Source organism: Paenibacillus sp. J31R30 (assembly GCF_059692115.1).
Map to the genome: position 1 here is coordinate 75,929 of NZ_JCAUAV010000006.1, position 21,598 is coordinate 97,526.

The 21,598-nt window shown below is 48.4% G+C and carries 19 protein-coding genes, 1 pseudogene and 1 riboswitch; of the genes and pseudogenes, 6 read left to right on the forward strand and 14 right to left on the reverse strand.

The window, feature by feature from the left end; translation table 11 throughout:
• Positions 1-88: 88 nt before the first annotated feature.
• From AC58QO_RS20790 to AC58QO_RS20815, 6 genes and pseudogenes are all read right to left on the reverse strand, one after another.
• The gene (locus AC58QO_RS20790; RefSeq protein WP_497268838.1) at positions 89-310 is read right to left on the reverse strand and encodes a hypothetical protein; all 222 of its coding nucleotides are present in this window, start codon (positions 308-310) and stop codon (positions 89-91) included.
• 592 nt (positions 311-902) lie between these two features.
• A complete protein-coding gene (locus AC58QO_RS20795; protein WP_497268840.1) occupies positions 903-1,574 on the reverse strand; it encodes an ABC transporter ATP-binding protein in 672 nt (223 codons plus the stop codon).
• 78 nt (positions 1,575-1,652) lie between these two features.
• On the reverse strand, positions 1,653-2,354 hold the full coding sequence (gene sigK / locus AC58QO_RS20800; protein ID WP_477589383.1) for an RNA polymerase sporulation sigma factor SigK: 702 nt from the start codon (positions 2,352-2,354) through the stop codon (positions 1,653-1,655).
• Between the two features lie 413 nt (positions 2,355-2,767).
• On the reverse strand, positions 2,768-4,165 hold the full coding sequence (locus tag AC58QO_RS20805; RefSeq protein ID WP_497268842.1) for a glycoside hydrolase family 32 protein: 1,398 nt from the start codon (positions 4,163-4,165) through the stop codon (positions 2,768-2,770).
• A 213-nt stretch (positions 4,166-4,378) separates the two neighbouring features.
• A pseudogene (locus AC58QO_RS20810) lies at positions 4,379-6,415 on the reverse strand (glutaminase family protein).
• A 95-nt stretch (positions 6,416-6,510) separates the two neighbouring features.
• Positions 6,511-6,864, reverse strand: a complete 354-nt coding sequence (locus tag AC58QO_RS20815; protein ID WP_497268844.1) for a hypothetical protein — start codon at positions 6,862-6,864, stop codon at positions 6,511-6,513.
• Positions 6,865-6,951: 87 nt separating this feature from the next.
• Positions 6,952-7,050: riboswitch (purine riboswitch) on the forward strand.
• 61 nt (positions 7,051-7,111) lie between these two features.
• Here AC58QO_RS20815 and AC58QO_RS20820 point away from each other — a divergent pair.
• Positions 7,112-8,536: an NAD(P)/FAD-dependent oxidoreductase gene (locus AC58QO_RS20820; RefSeq protein WP_497268846.1), complete on the forward strand. Its 1,425-nt coding sequence runs from the start codon at positions 7,112-7,114 to the stop codon at positions 8,534-8,536.
• Positions 8,537-8,721: 185 nt separating this feature from the next.
• On the forward strand, positions 8,722-9,063 hold the full coding sequence (locus tag AC58QO_RS20825) for a LytTR family transcriptional regulator DNA-binding domain-containing protein (protein WP_497268848.1): 342 nt from the start codon (positions 8,722-8,724) through the stop codon (positions 9,061-9,063).
• Positions 9,064-9,136: 73 nt separating this feature from the next.
• On the opposite strand, the gene AC58QO_RS20830 is transcribed toward AC58QO_RS20825, so the two are convergent.
• The 6 genes from AC58QO_RS20830 to AC58QO_RS20855 form a co-directional block, all read right to left on the reverse strand.
• Entirely contained in the window at positions 9,137-9,547 is a 411-nt protein-coding gene (locus AC58QO_RS20830) for a hypothetical protein (RefSeq protein WP_497268850.1), read from the reverse strand.
• 109 nt (positions 9,548-9,656) lie between these two features.
• Complete coding sequence (locus AC58QO_RS20835) at positions 9,657-10,922, reverse strand: MFS transporter (protein ID WP_497268852.1); 1,266 nt, start codon at positions 10,920-10,922, stop codon at positions 9,657-9,659.
• Positions 10,919-11,368, reverse strand: a complete 450-nt coding sequence (locus tag AC58QO_RS20840) for a MarR family winged helix-turn-helix transcriptional regulator (protein ID WP_497268854.1) — start codon at positions 11,366-11,368, stop codon at positions 10,919-10,921. The genes AC58QO_RS20835 and AC58QO_RS20840 overlap by 4 nt, the downstream gene beginning before the upstream one ends.
• Before the next feature lie 409 nt (positions 11,369-11,777).
• Positions 11,778-12,893, reverse strand: coding sequence for a lactonase family protein (locus AC58QO_RS20845; RefSeq protein ID WP_497268856.1), 1,116 nt, complete (start codon positions 12,891-12,893; stop codon positions 11,778-11,780).
• Between the two features lie 25 nt (positions 12,894-12,918).
• Positions 12,919-13,554, reverse strand: coding sequence for a DUF2238 domain-containing protein (locus AC58QO_RS20850; protein ID WP_497268858.1), 636 nt, complete (start codon positions 13,552-13,554; stop codon positions 12,919-12,921).
• Positions 13,555-13,655: 101 nt separating this feature from the next.
• A complete protein-coding gene (locus AC58QO_RS20855) occupies positions 13,656-14,501 on the reverse strand; it encodes a helix-turn-helix transcriptional regulator (protein ID WP_497268860.1) in 846 nt (281 codons plus the stop codon).
• A gap of 134 nt (positions 14,502-14,635) precedes the next feature.
• On the opposite strand from AC58QO_RS20855, the gene AC58QO_RS20860 reads away from it, so the two are divergent.
• The 4 genes from AC58QO_RS20860 (at position 14,636) to AC58QO_RS20875 (ending at position 18,457) form a co-directional block, all read left to right on the forward strand.
• Positions 14,636-15,631: a Gfo/Idh/MocA family protein gene (locus tag AC58QO_RS20860; RefSeq protein WP_497268862.1), complete on the forward strand. Its 996-nt coding sequence runs from the start codon at positions 14,636-14,638 to the stop codon at positions 15,629-15,631.
• Positions 15,632-15,661: 30 nt separating this feature from the next.
• A complete protein-coding gene (locus tag AC58QO_RS20865; RefSeq protein ID WP_497268864.1) occupies positions 15,662-16,600 on the forward strand; it encodes an aldo/keto reductase in 939 nt (312 codons plus the stop codon).
• A 272-nt stretch (positions 16,601-16,872) separates the two neighbouring features.
• Positions 16,873-17,466 (forward strand): c-type cytochrome, encoded by a 594-nt coding sequence (locus AC58QO_RS20870; protein WP_497268866.1) that lies wholly within the window; start codon positions 16,873-16,875, stop codon positions 17,464-17,466.
• Positions 17,467-17,701: 235 nt separating this feature from the next.
• A complete protein-coding gene (locus AC58QO_RS20875; protein ID WP_497268868.1) occupies positions 17,702-18,457 on the forward strand; it encodes a DeoR/GlpR family DNA-binding transcription regulator in 756 nt (251 codons plus the stop codon).
• Between the two features lie 73 nt (positions 18,458-18,530).
• Here AC58QO_RS20875 and AC58QO_RS20880 read toward each other — a convergent pair whose 3' ends face one another.
• Both AC58QO_RS20880 and nagZ read right to left on the reverse strand, forming a co-directional pair.
• Complete coding sequence (locus AC58QO_RS20880; protein ID WP_497268870.1) at positions 18,531-19,793, reverse strand: MFS transporter; 1,263 nt, start codon at positions 19,791-19,793, stop codon at positions 18,531-18,533.
• A gap of 162 nt (positions 19,794-19,955) precedes the next feature.
• Positions 19,956-21,587 carry a beta-N-acetylhexosaminidase gene (nagZ, locus tag AC58QO_RS20885; RefSeq protein ID WP_497268872.1) on the reverse strand — a complete coding sequence of 544 codons (1,632 nt, stop codon included), beginning with the start codon at positions 21,585-21,587 and terminating at the stop codon, positions 19,956-19,958.
• Between the last annotated feature and the right edge of the window lie 11 nt (positions 21,588-21,598).

Consider the following 21,598-nt stretch of genomic DNA (forward strand, 5'->3'; position numbering starts at 1 on the left):
TGGACTTCAACACAAAAATAGCAAGGCAGAGGTTAATCTGCATTGCTATTTTTTACTATATAAGGTTTAACTTATCTGATTTTCTCAATCACGATTTATCCTCAGGCATAGGAACTGTAATTACCGCCCAAATAAATGCCACAATAACTACAAGAATCAAAATCGGCCAAAAGAAAATACTCAGTCCAAATAGCATCAAGAACATTAGAATCACAGTGTCACGACCCAGTCGACCGCTTCTAGTAACCCAACTCCACCTGTGTCCCATATTGTTATGCCGCTGGCCGCTTCTGTATCTTTTTCTTTTCATAGAGCGCTCACCCAACTTTTATTATTCCCAGGTTTAGACCATATAGAACAAAAAGAATAAAGCTACAGCCGCCTTATTCTTTTTCTCATAATTAAGAAATTTCGCCTTCAACAACCTGACTCCCTCTGGGGCTTCAATTTCTGATTGTACTGTGCCATCTTACTGAACAGTAGTGACATTTATTAGCCTGCATCTATTGAGCAGCATTTGCTCCGCAAAACTGCCATTTAGTTTAATGCCCCGCCGCCAGTCTATCTCTTTATTTGCCGGTCTACTCATTAACTTATAACGAACCTCAAATACTAAAAAAGTGATGTTCACAAAAGTGAACACCACTAACGATCTTTATTTTCCTTGATCAACTACGATCCTTATTTTCCTTGATCAGTTATTAGTTTCATCCTGTTTTTTCCTGACTTTTTCACTTGATACATTTATACATAAAAAATAAACCCGCGCAATTTTGCACGGGTTTTACAGAGTAAGGACGAATTTTGATGTTTTAATGAGGCTCTACAAAATAATTGATTAAGATCTACTTTCACCATTACCTAATATTGCTCATAATGCCCAATATTTTTTCATTCCGAACTCAATGCTCCAACCGCCCATCCCGAAACCTTACAATCCGCTTCGCCTGCTCCGCAACCTGCCGATCATGTGTAATCACAATAATCGTCCGCCCTTGCTCATACAAACGCCTGAAAATATCCATAATCTCCGTACCAGTCTTCGAATCCAGCGCACCAGTAGGCTCATCCGCCAAAATAATCGGAGGATCTCCAGCCAACGTGCGAGCAATCGCAACGCGCTGCTGCTGTCCGCCAGATAACTCCGAAGGCATATGATTTCTTCGATCCAGCAGATCCACCGTTTCCAACGCTTGTATAACCATCGGCTCCCGCTGCTTCCTCGTCAGCCCTCTATAAATCAGCGGAAGCTCCACATTCTCATACGCGCTCAACCTCGGCAGCAGGTTAAAACTCTGAAAAACAAACCCGATCTTCCGATTTCGAATCTCAGCTAACTGCGAATCCTTCATAGCGTGAATCTGTTTCCCATCCAATACATACTGCCCTTCGTCCGACACATCCAAACATCCGATAATGTTCATCAACGTGGACTTCCCGGATCCCGACGGCCCCATAATCGCAACATATTCGCCCTGCGCGATATCCAACGAAATGTCATCCAACGCCCGTATGGTTTCGCCACCCATATGGTAAAATTTGCTCACATTCTCAATTTGAATTAAGGCTGTCATTGTCTTCGCCCCCCATTATTTGAAGCCAAATAAATGAAGAATACGATTCACCGACGTGTCGACCTCAACTTGTTGACCTTACCGCTTCGCCTTATAAAACTCATGGTACAACTTCATGAGCGCCCTTTTTTCAATCCGCGAGACATACGAACGCGAAATCCCCAACTCCTTCGCAATCTCCCGCTGCGTCCGCTCTTCCCCACCAAGCTCCAACCCGAACCTTCCGACTACGACTTCTTTCTCACGGTCGTCCAATATTTCCAAATTTCTGTAAATTTTTGACTTCTCAATCTTCAGCTGCACCGCATCCACCACATCGTCCGCCTCGCTGCCGAGAATGTCGATCAACGTAATCTCGTTCCCCTCTTTGTCCGTTCCAATAGGATCATGCAGAGACACATCTTTACGCGTTTTCTTCAAGGAGCGCAGATGCATCAGGATCTCATTTTCAATACAACGCGCAGCAAATGTCGCCAGCTTCGTGCCCTTATTCGGCGAGAAGGATTCAATAGCTTTGATCAGGCCGATCGTCCCAATAGAGATCAAATCTTCCAAATCTTCCCCTGTATTGTCGAACTTTTTTACTATATGCGCGACAAGTCTCAAATTGTGTTCAATCAGCTTGTTTCTGGAATGCTCATTCCCTTCAGCCATTTGCCGCAAGTGCCTTTCTTCTTCTTCCTCGGTAAGTGGCTGTGGAAACGCATTGTTTTTAACATAGGAAACAAGTAAAGTGAGCTGCTTTATTAATACAGCGATCGCGCTAAAGAATCCAGGCATTCCAGCTACCCCCTTCAGTGTGTGCGGATCTTAGCTGTTCGGAAACCTCCGCTTTGAGATTAGTATTAGTGTATGTGGGTGAGAGCCTAGAAGTGCCTGTACCTATTAAGTTGCATGAATTAGTCATCTAAAATTAACTCATTTAGATTGATTAGGTTAGTACAAATGATACTAAGGTGTAAAAGTACCTTTAACCTCCGTTGATTGAACTCAACTATCGCTTGTTCTTTTGACATCTCCATCAAAAAAACTTCAATTTATCTCTCTATATTTATTATTATCCGACATACAAATATACCCTCTGGCAGCAAGTACTTCTACCTGAGACATGCATGCGTATGTTGAATTCTTTGTTAAGGACCAATCTCTTCTCTTATTCCTCAGACGGGCTATCATTGATTTCTTCCACCAGACTAGCTTCGGATCTCGGCTGCTTTCATCTCCCAAACTTCAACTTTGGAGACGATCACGTCGCCGCTCGCGCAAAGTTCGATGCCGTCGCTGTCCTCCAAGGCGGTATATACTCTCGCCGAAAGACAGGTTTCATCGTCCACGAATACTTCGACAATGGATTGATCAGCGAAAATCCGCAGCTTCAGCGACTCGGCGCCATCCGACGTCGGAAGCTGCCCTTTTACCGGAGTCTTATGGACACCTGGGAACAGGCTCGAGCTTGCTCGGTCGATAACGATCTCATTCGTTGCCAAGCTCAGGCGCACATCGGTATGTTCCCTGCCGCTAGGCGAAGCGAATACGGACACGGTTAGTTCGCCTCCACCGGCGGCCAACCTATCGATTTCCACCGAACATTCGAAGGATGTAGAACGAATTCCCGTATTCATCGGCGACACACCAACCCGCACGTTCTCAAAGCTCCAGCTCTCGCCCCGCAACGACTCCAATTCCGGAACCGGCGTCATCTTGAGCGCGCCGTTAGGCTTTAAGTCGACGATACGGGGCAATGCCAACGCTCCCGCCCATTCCAAGCTCGGCGGAAAATCCTTCCCCCTGCATTCCGGCATCCACCCGAGCAGAACGCGCCGGCCTTTCTCGTCGACGAATCCTGTCGAGGCATAATAGCCTTCGAAGCCACCGTAGTCGACGGTGCCATGCTTCCGGATGTCAATCAGCTTATTCTCGCGAATCGTGCCTGAAACGTAACGCCCCGCCGAGCTCGGCGAATAGAACAGAACCGCTTGATCTTCGCCGAAACGAAATAGATGCGGACACTCCCAAATCGACTCTTCTCCTTCAAGGAAAACGCCAATGAAGCTCCATTGTTCCAAATCATCGGAACGATAGATCGCAGCGCAGCCTTTGCCGTCGTATATGCCGCCGAGCAGCATTCGCCACCCGTCCGTCTCTTCCCAAACGTAAGGATCCCGCCATTCCTTAATTCGAATCTCCCCGTGAAGGTCGGAGGTCAGCACGGGATTGATGTCCGGCTTACGCCACGTCAGCAAGTCCGTTCCTTGGGCCGTCCACTGCTGAGCTCCCGTCGTCGCGTTTCGCACGCCTTCGCCGATGCTCGTATAAAACAACCTTACCTCGTCGCCGTCAACGACCGAGCACCCCGAATAACAATGAAGCTCATCGAGCTCCCGCGAAGGAGCGAGCGCGACCGGCAGGTGCGTCCAGTTCACCAGATCGAGGCTCTTGGCGTGACCCCAGTGGATGTCACCCCATTCTGGCGCAGAAGGATTGTATTGGTAAAACAAATGATACTCTCCCCTAAGCTGAAAAGGTCCGTTAGGATCGTTCATCCAATTACGCGGCGCCGTAAAATGATACTTCGGTCTGTACCAGTCCATATTCTCTCTCCTTGTGGTCGTAAATGATTGCTTTGCTTCGAGTAAGCCAAATTGATCGCCTGGATTTTCTTCGTGACACTTTCGGCTCGCGGTTTGCACTCAATAAGCCGTTGACTTCCTGTTGGACGTCAGTGATTTGGGTATAGCCTCATTCGTTCGGCGGCGTCAGTACCCAGCACGCATTCAGCTGAATGATGGTCCACATAAGCGAGGCTACACTTGCTGATCGGGTACACTCCCCATCCCCGCTCGCATAATCCCCTTATCCTTTAGCAGCTTCACGAAGATGCCGCCTACGACACTCCGGTGCTGGAAGTTCAGTTGCCGCGCCGTCAGTGTATCTGTCCAGTCCGAGAATGGGACGCGGTTCGGCGTATCGTTCAGCATGCGCCAAATCGGCTCGATCAGCCGTTCGAAATCACTCTACCGCTCCGCCAGCGCAGCTGACCAAACGAGCCAATCTGATTTCGTATGCGTCGCTCGGCTGTCCAGCGGTGTGCCATAAATATTGCGCTGCTTCAAGTACCACGCCACTTCCTTGCGAATCGTCTCTTCCGCGAATAAGCCAGTTTCAAATAGCTGATCCCAAATCATATTATATTTCAGGCTCCAAGTTCCCTCTTGACCGAACGCCAGCTTCGTATGGTCGCCGTCATCGGCTAGCTTCGCCCACTCTACCGCCATTTCCCGCGCCCGCTTGAGATACCGCTTCGCCTCTCCTTCATCGCCTTGCAGCTGTTTCAGAATGGAGAAGCTTGCTACGCCCATAACAGCTTTTACAGACAAATTGGCGTTACGTGCCAAATGGCCGGCGAAGTCGTCCGTACACAACTGGTTCTCGGGATCGAGCCCGTGCTCCGTCAAGTAATCAGCCCATTGCGCGAAGAGCCCAATATGGTTCAACAAATATTCCATCATGCCCCCGGCCACAGCGGTTGCCGCGGCCATGATCAGCATATTGCCGCATTCCTCGACAGGCATTTGCCCTTCGACCGCGTTGTCGCTATACACTTGGCCGTTGCCGATCGGATACTGCCCGATGTCGTGCGGTGCAAACTCGAACGGCCATGCCTCGCTTTCGGCATACTTCACGATCGGCCGGATCATGCCCTCAACCAGCAAAGGATTGTAAAGGAGATACAACGGCACGGACGGATAACTGACGTCCACCGTCGCCATACAGCCGTTGCTATAGCATTCCTTGGACAAAAAGAGCAGTTCTCCTTCCGTATCCAGAACCAGCTTGTGGGCGGCAATCGACTGTCTGTATGACAAAGCGATTAGGTCTGCATAACTCTTGCCGCCGGACTTCAAGGCATCCGCAAGCAATTGGCGGTCGAATTCGGAGCACCGCTCCAGCAGCGCTTCGTAGTCCGCGAAGGCGTCTGCGATCATCTGCTCTGCCGTTTGCCCGCTCCGCTTCCAATAGGCTTGCAGTTTCTCGCCGAAGTATTCGACGGCATAGACATCGTCGTACGCCAGCACCGCCAGTGCGCTTGCAGGGACGGTGCCGACTCTGCCGAGATCGTACACTAGCGCCATTACGGGGTGATTGTCGCGAACGACTTGGGGGCCGGCCGAAGCTTCGCGCTGTACGAACGCCTCGTTCCGGACGAAGGACTTGCGGATCGAGGCCGAATTCAGATAAGCCTGCACATTCCCGGATTGCTTCGCGCTCAGATAGAAATGGCCCCAGTCGATGCGGTGATCATCCCCGGACCGGTTCATATAAGCCTGCTCCTCGTGTGAAGTCTGCAGCATAACGAGCCCATTGTCATCCGCTCTGCCGCAGACGACGGCCTGTGCCGGATGATCAACGCACCACTCTCCAGTGACATCGAAGTAAATGCTGATGTCGTGGCTGTACCCGTCCGCCGAAGAAGCCTCAAACGCCACGTAGGATGCCGGCCGCGACAGCACATCCAGATCATCCAACAGCAGCGGCGACGTGAAGCGGACTGTCAAGTTCACGCCTGACGCTGCGAACGTATAGACCGTGCTCAGCGGCGAAACGTTCAAGCCGGCTTGCTCCATGGCAGGCGGCTCCGAATAATAACGCTCCGCATTCGGCTCTACAAGTCCGGCAAAACGCCACACCGTTCCGTCGATCCGAATCAGCCCCGTCATGGCATGACGCTGCCCTGTCCAGTGGCGGGTGAAATCATCGGTTAAACGGTCGGAAGCTGACCAGACGCTGAAGTAAGGATCTATCGTGACTAGAGGCACTGAAGAAGGACGAATTGAACTCATCAATGTAACACCCTTTCACCAAACTATAATTGATATAATAAATATATTAGTTTTAACTCATTTACCTGTCAATACAAGATCGGATCGGCAAGCCTTTACTTCCCAAACAAGCTGGAATACATATCCGGCCGTCTAAAGACAACATTGTCGTTATCGAGATACATCTCTCTCGCCTTCACGAAATTCTGATAAGTTACCTGCCATGGATTGGCTTGAATGATAACAAAAGCAAAAGCAAGCGTCTTGCCGTCCCTTCTTTTCAAGGCGCCTTCGATTCCGTTGATTAAGTCTCCTTCCACGCTGCCATAAAAGACATTCAGTTCCTGCCCCGGCATGGCGCGCTTGTATACGTCGAGATTACTCGTGCCGTACTGGGACGTGCAACCGAGAAGCGAAGGGAAATGCAGTAATGGCTCATTCCCGTCCTCGGCATCTACTAGTCGCTTCACAAGGCGAACCAGCCATCCATTTCACGAACATTAACCCATTGACACTAGTTAACGTTCGTATTATGATAGTCAATGCAATAACAATTAGCCATATAACAATGAATCGTTCGTATATCCTCGAGGATTGGCTTGAGGGTCTCTAGAGGAAGCCATAACTTCCTAGCTACGACGGGTGCTCTTTTTCGCATACCCGTATGGCTAGGTTTTTTTGCGTCCAAATATGACTGTTCCAGAGGAGATTGCTGTTATGAACGCTTATGATTTTATCGTTGTTGGTGCAGGTCCTGCCGGTATTTTTGCTTGCTATGAGATGACATTGCTTCACCCTAATGCGAACATTTTACTCGTTGACAAAGGCCACGATATTTACAAGCGCAGTTGTCCGATTCTTGAAAATAAAATCAAGCTTTGCCCACCTCCAGCTGGTAAAAAGGACTACTCTGGTTGTCTACCTGCTTGCTCCATTACTTCCGGCTTTGGCGGAGCAGGCGCCTATAGTGATGGTAAATTCAATATCACGACTGAATTTGGCGGCTGGATGACGGATTATTTGGCGCCTAGCAAAGTCATGGAGCTCATCCGCTATGTGGATAGCATTAATCTGCAGCATGGGGCCACTGAAAACATAACGGATCCTACTACCGAAGCCGTAAAAGGGATCGAGCAACGCTCCTACGCAGCGGGCTTAAAGCTACTTCGCGCTCAGGTTCGTCATTTGGGCACGGAACAAAATCTCATGATCCTCAAATCCATCTATGAATATTTGAAAACACGCATCGATATGCAATTCAAAACCGAAGTTGACGATATCATCACGACTAAAAAAGAAGATAAAAACGTCGTACAAGGTATTCGATTGAAGGATGGCACGGAGCTCCTAAGCAACTATGTCATGCTTGCGCCAGGTAGAGATGGTTCTGCATGGTTAACGCAGGTTCTTAAGAAACGCCGTCTCAAAATGTCCAACAACCAAGTCGATGTTGGCGTTCGCGTCGAAACTTCCGATGTCGTGATGCGTGAAATCAACGAACATTTGTATGAAGGTAAATTCGTGTATAACACTTCGGTCGGTACGCGTGTAAGAACCTTTTGCAGTAACCCATCTGGGCATGTTGTGGTAGAAAATCACAGCGGCATCATGGCGGCCAATGGACATTCCTATAAAGATCCTGCGCTTGGTTCCAACAACACGAATTTCGCACTCCTTGTTTCTCATAAATTTACGGAACCGTTCGATAAACCGAATGAATATGCGAGAGAGATTTGTAAGCACGCGAATGACTTGTCGAGCGGTGGCGTCATCGTTCAGAAGTTTGGAGATATTATGCGTGGGCGTAGATCTACGGCTGAACGGATTCGAGAAGGCTTCTTGGAACCTACTTTATCCGAAGCCGTCCCGGGTGACTTAGGACTCGTTCTCCCCTACAATACGATGAAAAGCTTAATCGAAATGATCCATGCACTCGAAAAGGTAACGCCAGGTATCGCATCTGAGCATACGCTTTTCTATGGTGTAGAAGCGAAGTTCTATTCCGCTCGTCCTAAGCTGAGTGAGAGCTTTGAAACTGAAATTAAAGGCCTTTACTGTGGCGGTGACGGGGCCGGTATTACACGCGGACTAGCTCAAGCAGGTGCGGCTGGCGTCTGGGTTGCTCGCAATATCGCCCTATAAATTATTTCCGAGGAAATAAGAGTTCGTTTGTCAAAAACCGCAGAAAACCAACACGTTTCACGCCATTTGGAAGAAACATGTTGGTTTTTTTCAATGGAAAAAGCCTTCCCATGCTTCACATATTATGGTAAGATTAAGCCATTACCAAATGTAAGCGTTATCATTTTAAAAAGGGGGCAAATAAAATGAATGTAGCGCTCGAAGTAAAGAATACGTATGAGGATTTTATTTTGGAAAAAGATATCATGTATTTCCGCGTTGGTGAACATGGCCTGGTCTCCTTTCATGGGAAGAACTACCATATCAAGAAGCGCCTAAATACAGAACAAATCCAGAATTTGACCTCAGACAGCAGCTTTTTCAAAGTAAACACCGATAGCTATGTGAATACACGTAAAATCCAACATATTCAAGATGGCAAAGTATTTTTCGAAGTCAGAGGCTCCGAATCCAAATACACGTCGATCACGAAGCTTCGCCAACATCGGTTGAAAGAACTTGTACAACAACAAAAAGCTGACGCATAGGCATTGTCCATAGTGAGGTCACGAGCAAAAGGAGCCAGCGAATTAATCGCCAGCTCCTTTCTTTGCGTAACCTTTATGAAATTTTCGCGAGTGTTTCTTGTTGATGCTCACGGATCAAAAAGCGTATGTAATCGACGGTTGTATCTTTTACCTTTTTGGCTTCTTCCAACGTAGCGAAGCTGTATTCAGCATAGTCTGTGCTTTCATACTTGTTCAACTCTTCATTGTTCATGCCAAGTGTGGAGAAGTTATGCACGAGCTCATAGGATGTTTTCGAATCCACATTTTTCACAAAAATATCTTTCGAAAAGAAAGAACCCTGTTTCTCCACTTTAAAAATGACTCGAAACGGTTTCTCCTTATCCGAAACAAAACATTTAATGACAACGTCGATTTCCATCGTTTTATAATCCACAGTGTGCTTCGGTTCCTGCATTGGTTGCTGCTTCGATTTCTGCATCCATTTCTTCCATATCCCCAGCACAAGATTCCTCCTCACACTTGAACTTATCCTCATATTGTAGCGAATCCCTAGTTAATTGACAACCCGAATAAAGGAATCTTTATAATGTAAAGATGACTTATTTGTCGTTTCAAGCCATTTCCTGTTCTTTCAGAGATTTCGCTGTGAGAGAAGATTTATATTTCCACGTAATGAACAAGCACAGAAGTCCTGTTAGAACCCCGCAAGTAACGAATGCACCATTCGCCCCAAATCGATCCGCAATGTACCCGGAGAACAAGCTTCCAATCGGTGTAGAACCAGCAAACACAAGGGCATAAACGCTCATAACACGTGCTCGATACTCATCCTTGGCAAACATTTGGAGGGCCGAGTTACTATTCGTCGCGAACATAATATTGAAGAAACCCGTACACGCCAACAGCGTCCCACAGACCCACACCGAACCGCTCAGACCATTCAATATCAAGCAAATCGCGACCATACAACTCGCCGCCATACTCACCTTAAGCTTCGGCCCCCGCTTACTGCGAAATGACATCGTCAGTGCCCCCGCTAACGAACCCACACCCAAACAAGACATCAATGTTCCATAGGTCGTCTCTCCCATATGCAGGACATTTTTGGTGAACACTGGAATGAGAATATTAAAGTTAAAAGCAAGCGTTCCAATCACCGTTACAAGTAGCACCGTCGGCGACAGGATCGGATCTTTGGCGATGTAAACGATACCATCTTTGATTTCTTTTAAGACGCCTTCCTTCGATCTGATCTTACGTACATAAGGTGCTGCTTCAATATGAAACAAGCCATAAAGAACAGCAAGGAAGCTGACGCCATTAAGTAAAAAGCACCAGCCAGCGCCTAACCACGCCATCATCACAGCGCCAATCGAAGGACCCACAATTCTTGCCATATTAAACGTCGTCGAATTGAGCGCGATCGCATTCATTAGATCTTCTTTACCGACAATTTCCACATTGAACGACTGCCTAGTAGGCATATCCAGCGTATTATTCAATCCTAATAACAGCGCTAGAACTAGGATATATTCGTATCTCACCGTATCTGTAAGCACCAAGGTTGCCAAGGCAAAGGCGAGAATCATCGAAACCGTTTGCGTCACAATAAGGATTTTCTTCTTAGGGAATTTATCTACAATAATACCGGCAAACAACGAAAACAAGAGAATCGGAAGGAATTGACACGCTGCTACGATTCCAAGTTTCAGAGACGATCCTGTAAGTGTCAGGACGAGCCAGGACTGCCCGATATTTTGCATCCACGTACCAATAAGCGACACACATTGCCCAAACCACATATAGCGATAATTCTTGTGGGTCAAGGCATGGAAATGACGATCAATGAACACAGATCCCGCAGTCCTCATATTCATAAGTCTACCTCTTCCTCAGTAAAGTGTGCCGCATTATGACCCATTTTTTCTAAAATAACAAGGGCCATCTCCTTCTCCTCTTCTGACAAGCCGAACGTCAACCGCTCACGCCAATCGGTGAGTACCTTGCGCACATCTTCCTTTATACCACGCGCTTTATCCGTCAGAAGAACCTCGTAACATCGCTTATCCTTTTCACTGACAGTACGCGTTATGTAGCCTTGCTCTTCTAGCTTTTTCAAAGCTTTCGCCGTCGTTCCTTTATCGATCTTCAAATAGTCAGAGAGCTCTTCCTGCGTCAAGCCATCCTCTTTATACAGCGCATTGAGGAAAATATGCTGACCCCTGCCGATATCAAATTGCTTCAAGTGGTCACCGATGTACATCTGTCCGTACCGGTAAATCAACGAGACCCACCTTGGAATCGAATTTCGCGTTTCAATCAAAGTAACCCCTCCTGTGCCAAATAAATGATACTTATTAAACAAACAACATCCGAATCGTTGCACTTGCCACTAATTTAGTTTACGCCGAATACGTTGCATCTGCAACTAATTTTTGGCGGAAATTTGTGAGGTTGTTTTCATTCATCGACATTCTCAAAACGCTACCTCTCGCCATTATCCCCTTCGCTCAGGTCTGCAAACTTCGATCCACCTCCTGAGCCATTGGGATAGTGCCTACAATATTGGGCCTTAAAGTCCTCCCCCGCGCCAGGGAGCTCACTTAAGACCTCTCTATGGCCTTAAAGTGAGTTCCCGCCTCATGCCAATACGAAAAAAAGGAAGGAGCAAGTAGATACTCGCCTCTTCCTTTCCAGCTATTGCGCCTGGCCGTTACACGTTCAGCGCCTATTTAAAGAAATCTCACGCAAACCGGTCGCGATACCGCTGCCGTTTGCCCTGTTTCTTGCAGCATCCCTGTCTCCGCATCCCTGCGGAAGACAACGATGCTGTTCGAGTCCTGGTTCGCCGCGAGCAGGAACTCGTCCTGCGGCGAAAGCGCGAAGTTCCGCGGCGTCCGCCCCCGCGTCGACTGCCAACCCACGACCGACAGCGTGCCGCTGCCTCGGTCAACCCCATAAACCGCGATACTATCGTGTCCGCGGTTTGAGCCGTACAAGAACCGGCCATCCTCGGAGAGGTGGATGTCCGCGCAGTAACTGACACCGCTGAAGTCCTCCGGCAGCGTCGACAAGGTCTGCACCGCGGTCATACTTCCCGCGGCCGCTTCATAAGCCAGCACAGTCACCGTGCTGTCCAACTCATTGATCGCGTACACATACGTGCTGTCCGCGTTAAACACCAAATGCCGCGGGCCCGCGCCCGGCTTCAAAGCTGCTGCGCCGTGCGGCAGCAACTTAGCGCTCTCCGCGTCAATGCGGCTAATGATCAGCCGATCAAGGCCAAGATCGGCTGCAACAGCAAACCGATTGTCCGGAGACGGAACAATCGAGTGCGCATGCGGCGCTTCTTGGCGATCCGCTTGCGGTCCAAGCTCGCCTTCGTGTTTAACGAGCTGCGTATGTAAGCCTAGACCGCCATCGGCGTTGGCAGGATACACAGTCACGTCGCCGCTTAAATAATTCGCCACATACACCCTGCGATTTGTGGCGTCCAAGCTAATATAGCAAGGTGCGGATCCATCCGCTGGCTGTTGGTTGATTTTGCTTAATCGACCTGTGCCTGCTTCTATCGCATAAGCCGCAGCGGAACCACCGAAACGTCCCTCGTAGGTTACCGTTTCACTCACGGCATATAAGACATTCCGATCGTTGTTCACCGCAAGAAACGAAGCATTCGGCAAATCGCTGTAGGTTTCAACCAGCGTCAATTCACCATTTTGCCCATTGAAGCTATATAAAGAAATGCCCACTGGATGCTGTTCATCCGTATATGAACCAATATACACGTAAGAAACACCGTTCTTCACATTTGCATCTGCTCCTGCATTCACACGCTCATTCGCCATTTACAATATTGCCTCCCCATTCATCCTATGATTGGTTACCCACTTTCCATCGATTCCCCACTGCCGTCACACACATCACAATAATCGCTCCATACAACGCGAGCTCCAAATCATGCTGAGCATCCCAAGGATCCCCCTGTGCACCGACAAATAAAGTACCGATCTCCGGAGCTACGATCATGGCTACCCACATTTCGATAAGCTCATAGAAAGCACCCATAGCCAAAACGATAACACACGTCATCACATAAATCCATCTTCTCCCAAGCGTTGTCCAAGCCCGCAAACCTTCATAAAGAGGATAGGCGCAAAGCAGTCCGAAGCTCAGATGAACGAGCCGATCGAAATGATCGCGTTCAGCACCGAATAGGCGATGCAGCCAAGGATCGAACCACGTGCCATTGTAAGAAAAATGAGCTCCTACACTATGCAGCAACAGAAAGATCGCAAGTAACCCATACGACATATTGGAAAAAGTAAAGACACGAAAGGTCGCAATGAGCCCAATTAATGCTGCCCAAATCAATAGATTTTCTAAGACCCAGTCCCCTCGGCTATGCGGTGCAATCGCTAACCATCCCCATACACCAAACCATATAACGATCATCACATGCAAAATCCAATTGGTTCTAAAAGGTTTCGTATTTACTTTCGTCTGCATCTGCTCAGCCCCCTCATCGTCTCTACAGACTAAGAGTACCGTGGCAGCATGCCTTCCAAAAGTACTAACTTTTTCTAGTACCGCGCCTCAAATCCACGCTTTCAACTGAATACACCTTTCATATATAGGCTGCGAAACTCACTCGGTGTCATGCCTTCATGCTCATGAAATCGCTGATTGAAATAGCTCGCAGAGGTATAGCCTGCTTCAACCGCGATGTCCTTGATCGGCCAATTTTCTTTCTCGATTAAGCGCTGCTTAGCGAATTGAATCCGACAAAGCGTAATAAACGAGAGTGGTGTCATCGATGTGGCTTTACGGAAAATTTTGCAAAAATAATACGTACTCACGCCTGTGAGCTCCGCCCACTCCTCCAGATTGAAGGGCTCGCATGCTCTTCGCTGCATCTCTGGAAGCAAGGCTAATATCCGATCCACCGACTCCGTACCTCGATTGACCGTTAACGGCGTGGCGTAGCTCATGAATTCGCACAAAATCAAATAATTCAATGTGCTCAATTGTGTCGGGCGAAGAATTTGGTAGTGTTCTGCTTCTAGCAGCAGTTCATTGAAAGCTTTCTCAAGCTCGGCACTTCTTTTTAACGTCCATAGATTGCGCAGAAAGCCTTTCTCCAACAGAAACTCCTTAATCTGATCCCCATAAAAGTGCACCCAACGAATATCCCATGGATCATCTTTCGAACTGTAATAACACTGCTCTTGATAGGGTGGAAATAAGAAAGCATCCCCCTTCTGCAGCGTGTACTGCTGCCCTTCGAGCTCCACATAACCCTTCCCTGAGATGACAAAATGCAAGCTATACGTCGACCACAAACCCTCTGGCCGCTCGACTTCATGATTGATCTCTTCTCGATACCAACCTACGGATTCTGGGAAAATGAAGAATGTGGATTGCTGTAAGGTAGGTAACATTACATGACGGCGCATACAATCAAACCTCATCTCTAATGACAATATTACGATAGTCGATTCAATATATTGTTATATTCATTTTAAATAACTCATTTTATAATAGCAATATAACGTTACATATTCCGCTTGAAAAAAGGAGAAATGCTGTCATGACCAAACTTCGTTGGGGAATTCTAGGCTGCGCAAATATTGCAATCCGAGCCTGTATCCCAGGGATCCAACAATCCCAAACAGGTGTTGTAAGCGCAATCGCAAGCCGCAGCTTGGAAAAGTCACAAGAGGTTGCCGCTCGTCTTGATATCCCTACTGCATATGGAAGCTATGAAGAATTAATTGCGGATCCTAATATTGATGCCATCTATATCCCACTTCCGAATCATTTACATAAAGAGTGGACGATCCGAGCTGCTCAGGCCGGTAAGCACGTGCTTTGTGAGAAGCCTGCTGCTCTGACAACTGCTGAAGTTCGAGAAATGGTGACAGCTAGTGAAGAAGCAGGCGTATTGTTTGCTGAAGCTTTCATGTACCGCCATCACCCTCGCTACGAGCGTGTGAAAGCGATCATGCAATCCGGCGAAATCGGAGATATTCGCGGTATTCACGGTTCATTTACGTTCAGTAACCCGAATGATAGCAAAAATGTTCGTTACGTCCGCGAATGGGGCGGCGGCTCGGTCTATGATGTAGGCTGCTATCCGCTCAGCGCAGCTAGATTTCTGCTAGAACGTGAGCCGGAAGCTGTCACTACGCATGCATTCTTTTCCCCCGAACATGATAACGTCGATATGATGATGTCCGGACTCGTTGAATTCAGCGGCAATGTAGCCCTCACTTTCGACTGTGGTATGTGGGCATCGTTCCGAAACACACTTGAGATTCTCGGCTCCAAGGGGCGCATTGTGATTCCTTCTGCTTTTGTTACACCAACTGAAGAATCCGGTCATTTTCAGGTCTATGTTGGCAACGAGCAGCGCGAAGAAAAGGTTCCTTTCCTTAACCAATACGCCCTGCAAGTCGACGATTTGGCGTATGCAGCATGGGGTGAGAGAGCTCAACGCTTCCCTGCTCAAGATGCCATTTTCAATATGCAAGTGATTGATGCTTGTTTGCAATCGGCAACAGAGCGTTCACGCGTTCAGCTCTAATATTTCTAAACGAGAGGCTGGGGAACACAGATGAAGCATATTCAAATTAAAGGATTAGATAAACCGGTATCTAAGCTGGTCATGGGCTCTGATTTTTTTAGATTGGACAACAGGCAAGAGGTTAGCGAAATCCTTCATCACTATCTGGCTATTGGCGGAAATACGATTGATTCAGCTCACATTTATTGTGGGGGGCAAAGCGAGCAAGCCTTAGGCATTTGGTTGGAGGAAACGGGTAAAAGGGAAGAAATGGTGCTCTTCACCAAAGGCGCGCATCATGATAAAAACGGTCCCCGCGTCAATCCCGAAGCGATCCGCCATGATCTAATGACAAGTCTAGAGCGATTGCGTACTGACTACATCGATTTGTATGGGCTGCATCGTGATGACCCGGCAATACCTGTAGGTGTCATTGTCGAGGCACTGAATGAGCATCTGGAAGCAGGACGCATTCGCGCTATTGGCGGGTCTAACTGGACCCATCAGCGCCTGCAAGAAGCGAATGAATACGCCGTAAAGCATGGTCTTGTCGGCTTTAGCTTCAGCTCGCCTAACCTCAGTCTCGCTAAGCCTAACGAGCCATTCTGGGCTGGCTGCGTGTCAGCCGATGAAGAGTCCTTGCGCTGGTACGAAGAGCAGCAGTTCCCACTGCTGTCTTGGTCTTCGCAGGCGCGCGGTTTCTTCACGGGCCGGTTCTCGCCGGAGGTCCGCGACAACGCCGATCTCGTTCGCGTATTCTACAGCGACGAGAATTGGACGCGGCTGCAGCGTGCGCAGCAGCTCGCTCAGGAGAAAGGCGTCAGCGCGATCCAGATTGCGCTCGCTTACGTGCTGAGCCAGCCGTTCCCGGCTTGCGCGCTCATCGGTCCACGTACCGAGGCCGAGATGGTCTCCTGCCGCGATGGCGCAGAGCTTGTGCTGTCGGCGCAGGAGCTGGCCTGGCTTGATTTGACCGGAGCCACCGTGTAGCTCTGACAGTTTACTCCAGTGCGGCGTTAGAAGCCCAGCAAGGCCCGTGGTACCTCGGGCTTTGCTGGGCTTTTATTGCGCCGCTTCCTCTATGATCCAGTAACAAATAACTAACCACGGGTTGCTGGGTCTTGTTAAGCATACTCTGCCCCACTGACTTACCTAGCTACTACTCCTTCTCCCTATTTTGTGACACATTCAGCAATGGGAAAACCTATATCCTTTATCCTCCGTTACCTTAAGTAGAATATATGATAAGGAGTTGGATTGCTTTGAACAAATGGATACATATAAGCATTTGTGGAATGATCCTACTCGCTGCCACAGGGTGCAGCGAGAAAGCTGCCGAACCAGCGGCCAGCTCGCCAGCCGCTGTCACCGCCACGCCGTCACCTGTAGCGACGGCGGTTGCATCCGCAACGCCGACTCCACAAGCGTCGGCTCCAGCTGCGGCTACGGCAACTCCGTCGCCTGCTGCCAGCACTTCGCCGCAACCGCAAGCAGCGGCGACACCTTCAGCTTCGCCTATTCCAGCGACGGCGAAGCCAGCCCCAACGCCGGCTCCTGCGAGCGCGACGCCATCGCCTTCCCCGGTGCCTACCGTCAAGCCGGAGGCGACGGCGAGCACAACACCTAGCAGCAGCGCGAAAGCCGAGCTGCTGTACAAGGACAACTGCCTAGTCTGCCATGGCGCAGGCCTTACGGGTGATTACGGTCCGAACCTGACGAAAGTCGGTTCGCGCAGAACGAAAGATCAAATTGCCGCGCAAATCATGAACGGCAAGGTCGAAATGCCACCTTTCAAAGACACGCTGAAAGCAGAAGATATCGAGGCATTAGCGAATTGGCTCGCAGCCAAAAAATGAGCATACGCACTAAGAATAAAGCAGGCATACCTTTCAATAAGGATGCCTGCTTTTCTCTGCTTTTGCACACTTCAAGCAAAATTCAAGCCATTAACGGCTGATACAAGCATGATCTGATGGACGACCTTATCCCGCCATGTTAAGATATAAAGAAGCGTTATTTTTGGCAAAATAAGCATGTTTACATAGAATCGTGACTTAGCTTTCCAGAAGGGAAGCTGATAGGGGGTACACCATGGGAAAGACCGATGTTCGCCGAGATGCCATCATGCATGCAATCAAAGATAAAGGCTCTATAGCCTTGACGGATATTGTGAAGCAGTTCAATGTCTCTGAAGCAACAGCACGACGAGATTTGGAGATTCTCGAGCAAGAGAAACGCTGCATCCGCACCTTTGGCGGGGCCGTACTTGAAAGCTTGAAAGTCGAAGTCCCCTTCTTTAATAAAATGGACCTCTTCACCGATGAAAAGAAGGAAATCGCTGATAAGGCCCTTCGTTACATCGAAGATGGTGATATTATTGGGCTGACTGGCGGAACGACAACGACCTTTATTGCGAAAAAGCTAAACCAATTCAAAAATTTGACCGTCATTACGAACGCCGTGAACATTGCCTATGAACTCATTGGCACGCCCGGGCTGCAGCTGATTTTGACTGGTGGAGTGATTCGCACACAGACCTTTGAGCTGTCAGGTCCGCTTGCGAATGCCACACTTGAGAATCTCAGTATCCGCAAAACGTTCATGGGCTGCGACGGGATCTCCCTCTCTCGCGGCATGATGATCTACAATGAGCTTGAAGCGGAGACGAATCGCCGTATGATGAAGCAATCCATGGAAACGTATCTCGTAGCTGATCATTCCAAATTCAGCCGCAGCTCCTTGTTTGTGATTGGCGAAGTGCAGGAAGCCGTCGGCATCATAAGCGATTCCTCCATCACGCCCGAAATGAAGCTAGCCTTTAAGGAAGCCGGCACTCCCTTCCTGTAATCCCTAAATACAACAAAAAAGCGATCTCCCCGGCCTTCAAGGCCAGGGAGATCGCTTTTTTCGCTTTTTATTCCTATTTCATTTCACTGCTCGGCTGTGGAATTGGCGCTGACTTCATTTTCAGAGTCGGCACCATAATACCTATACCGATAACAAACAATAACGCCGATGTCAGGTAGATGGATTCAAGTGAGAACGACGCTTTGATCGTCCCAGCCAAACTCATCATGATCACCATCGCACCCATAAAGAGCGGAGTTAAAATACCATTTACACGACCGACGAAAGATTCTTCCGTGTTTCCAAGAATTAACGTACTTATCCCAATTTGGATAGCTGGCATGACAAGACCCGAAAGGAACTGCATGACTAGCGCCAGCCAGAATAAGTGTGTCATTCCCATCACCGCAAAGGTAACGGCACTAACAGCCATACCAATGGTAAGCATCGCTTGCGGCGATATTTTTTTGGAGAACGCCATCGTTACGCCCCCGCCTACAATCATCGCGACCCCATTGGCCACCATAAACCACTGTAGATTATCCTTAGCCAAGCCTAAATGCTCTGTAACGAGGAAAATACCGAGCGGGCTAATTAAACCAATAGCCAGACCCGAAACAGCGAAACATCCACCAAGGATAACTAGCATTTTGTTTCTAATTACATAACGAAAGCCTTGACCCATTTCAGCAAAAATATGTGTTGTACGCGGCTCTGAAGACTTTTCTTCTTTGCGATCTGCAGGCAGGAAGGTAAGGACCAAAGCGGATAATAAGAAGCATGCTCCCATAATTCCAACGGCCGTTTCAATACCAAAATGGTAGTAAACGAAGGTGCCTAGAATCGGTCCCAGGATCATAAAAATCGCCATCATGGACTGAAACATCGACATCCCCATTTGCATTTGGGATTCATGAACGTGCACTTTGAACAGCTTCATCCCGGAAGGTTGCGAGAATTGGGAGAGGATAGATGATACCAAGGTGGCAAAGAAGATCGCTTTCCAAGATCCCATATACAACGTTATCAAAATGATGAACACGGAGGCTGCGCTTAGTATGTCGCACCAAACCATCGTCAACTTCGGTCTCCAGCGATCCGCGAAGGCTCCGCCGATGAAGGAGAAGAGGAATATCGGCGCAAACTCTGCAACGGAGATTAAGGATACCGAGTAGGGATCGTTATTCGTCATATCCGTCACATAAAGAAGGATCGCAAAGTTACGAATCCATATCCCGACTTGGAGCAAAAGGCCAGAAAGCATAATCGTTTGCACGAATCGACTGGCAAAAAATGATTTCATCGTTGGCTCAGCTTGAGCATTGGATTGACTCATAAGAAAAGAAAACACCCCTTTGTAAATAGATCGCTTGTGAAATGCGTGAAACATGTGCATTGTTCCTACGTAATAGGAAACAAAAAGTTTCACAAGCCTATCTGATTTTACAAAGAGATGCTGCAAGATGCTAGAGAAAATTTATGTAAACCTATTTTCTCCTTAGTCCTGTCTCCATCCAACTGGATATTGCTCCGATAATGTCACAGGTAACCGACCCACTGCTGCTTCACGACCCAGCAACACATTCGCTAAGGAAACCATCGCCAGCGGTCGATTCTCGTAGCAGGCATAGTACGTCTTCACTTCAGGGAATTCAAGCAGATCATAGGGATTACGCCCTGCAGCTACGATAAGTTGCACCCCATCCAATTGTCCCAAAGCTTTGACCAACGCAGTTTGACCAAAGGAGAAGGTCGCATTGTAGGTGACGATAACGACTTGCTCTGCACCTTCACAAAACTTGATCATCTCTGCAATTTCCTCATAGGTTGGTTGAAGTCCTAAATAAACCTCACGAACAGGCTCTCCCGTCAACTCGGACAACACGCTGCCAAGCGTTCCCTCACGATCGACAACTTCGTCGATCTCCGTTCCCGATTGAACTTCTGTCCAAATTACACATGTCTTATCGTTAATTTGAAGCACTTTGCCAACCTCATCTTTGACCTTGGTGATGCTTTTACGACTCAATTCCTTGGCCAAGAGCTGGTGTTCAGGCGTCGAGATGGGCCCATCGGGAATTGGAGCAAGTGTATCAAAGCGAATATCTCGCTTGTATTTGTAAGTCATAATTCGCAGAACAGACTCATCAATACGTGACTCAGGAATGCGGCCACTTTCTACAGCTGCAATGACCGCTTCAATCGCCGCGATTTGACGCTCCAGCTCATGGCTTACCAGCAGAATATCTGCTCCCGCTTCTAATGCGCGAACCGCACCTTCCGCTACGCCAACGCCTTCTGAGATTGCCTTCATCTCTAAGCAATCCGTCACGATTAGCCCTTTGAAGCCAAGCTTGCCGCGAAGTAATTCTGTCAATATTTTATACGATAACGTTGAAGGCACGCTGCTGTCTTCCAAGGCTTGGAAGACTACGTGTGCAGACATGATGGCATCTACGCCACCCTCAATCGCTTTGATGAACGGTGCTAGCTCTAGCTCCATCAATCGCTCCATGCTATGTGGAACAACAGGCAAATCATGATGCGAATCCGCTGTCGTATCCCCGTGCCCAGGGAAATGCTTCACTGTTGCGATTACACCCATGTCTTGCAAGCCTTTCACGGCGTGCGTGCCCATATCACTTACAATCGCTGCCGTTTCACCATAGGAACGAACACCAATGACCGGGTTCAATCGATTATTATTGATATCTAGACAAGGCGCTAAATTCATATTCACGCCCATTTGGCGAAGTTCCTTGCCCATCACCTTGCTACTTGCATAGACGCCAGCTGGCGCAAAAGCAGCCCCCAATGCCATATTCCCCGGCAGCAAAGTTGCCCCTTTTTCAATCCGAGAGACCATACCGCCTTCTTGATCGACTGTGATAAATAGCGGCTGACCTCCACTCTTCAGACTAATTGCTTGCAAGTCAGCGGACAGCTGCGCAAGCTGATGTGCGTCCTTCACATTGCGACGGAAATAAATGACGCCGCCAATGCCATATTTTTCGATTAACTGCGTAATATGCGGATTAGGCTCCAAAGCGTCAAAGCCGCAAGCAAAGAGTTGACCTACCTTTTGACGTAGCGTTAGCGGTTTATTGTTCGTAATTCCTACTGATGACACTATGGAACACG

Coding starts and splice junctions, on each gene's coding strand:
- AC58QO_RS20790 (WP_497268838.1), bottom strand. CDS start 310: ATGAAAAGAAAAAGATACAGAAGCGGCCAGCGGCATAACAATATGGGA.
- AC58QO_RS20795 (WP_497268840.1), bottom strand. CDS start 1,574: ATGACAGCCTTAATTCAAATTGAGAATGTGAGCAAATTTTACCATATG.
- sigK (WP_477589383.1), bottom strand. CDS start 2,354: ATGCCTGGATTCTTTAGCGCGATCGCTGTATTAATAAAGCAGCTCACT.
- AC58QO_RS20805 (WP_497268842.1), bottom strand. CDS start 4,165: ATGGACTGGTACAGACCGAAGTATCATTTTACGGCGCCGCGTAATTGG.
- AC58QO_RS20820 (WP_497268846.1), top strand. CDS start 7,112: ATGAACGCTTATGATTTTATCGTTGTTGGTGCAGGTCCTGCCGGTATT.
- AC58QO_RS20825 (WP_497268848.1), top strand. CDS start 8,722: ATGAATGTAGCGCTCGAAGTAAAGAATACGTATGAGGATTTTATTTTG.
- AC58QO_RS20835 (WP_497268852.1), bottom strand. CDS start 10,922: ATGAATATGAGGACTGCGGGATCTGTGTTCATTGATCGTCATTTCCAT.
- AC58QO_RS20845 (WP_497268856.1), bottom strand. CDS start 12,893: ATGGCGAATGAGCGTGTGAATGCAGGAGCAGATGCAAATGTGAAGAAC.
- AC58QO_RS20850 (WP_497268858.1), bottom strand. CDS start 13,554: ATGCAGACGAAAGTAAATACGAAACCTTTTAGAACCAATTGGATTTTG.
- AC58QO_RS20855 (WP_497268860.1), bottom strand. CDS start 14,501: ATGCGCCGTCATGTAATGTTACCTACCTTACAGCAATCCACATTCTTC.
- AC58QO_RS20860 (WP_497268862.1), top strand. CDS start 14,636: ATGACCAAACTTCGTTGGGGAATTCTAGGCTGCGCAAATATTGCAATC.
- AC58QO_RS20865 (WP_497268864.1), top strand. CDS start 15,662: ATGAAGCATATTCAAATTAAAGGATTAGATAAACCGGTATCTAAGCTG.
- AC58QO_RS20875 (WP_497268868.1), top strand. CDS start 17,702: ATGGGAAAGACCGATGTTCGCCGAGATGCCATCATGCATGCAATCAAA.
- AC58QO_RS20880 (WP_497268870.1), bottom strand. CDS start 19,793: ATGAGTCAATCCAATGCTCAAGCTGAGCCAACGATGAAATCATTTTTT.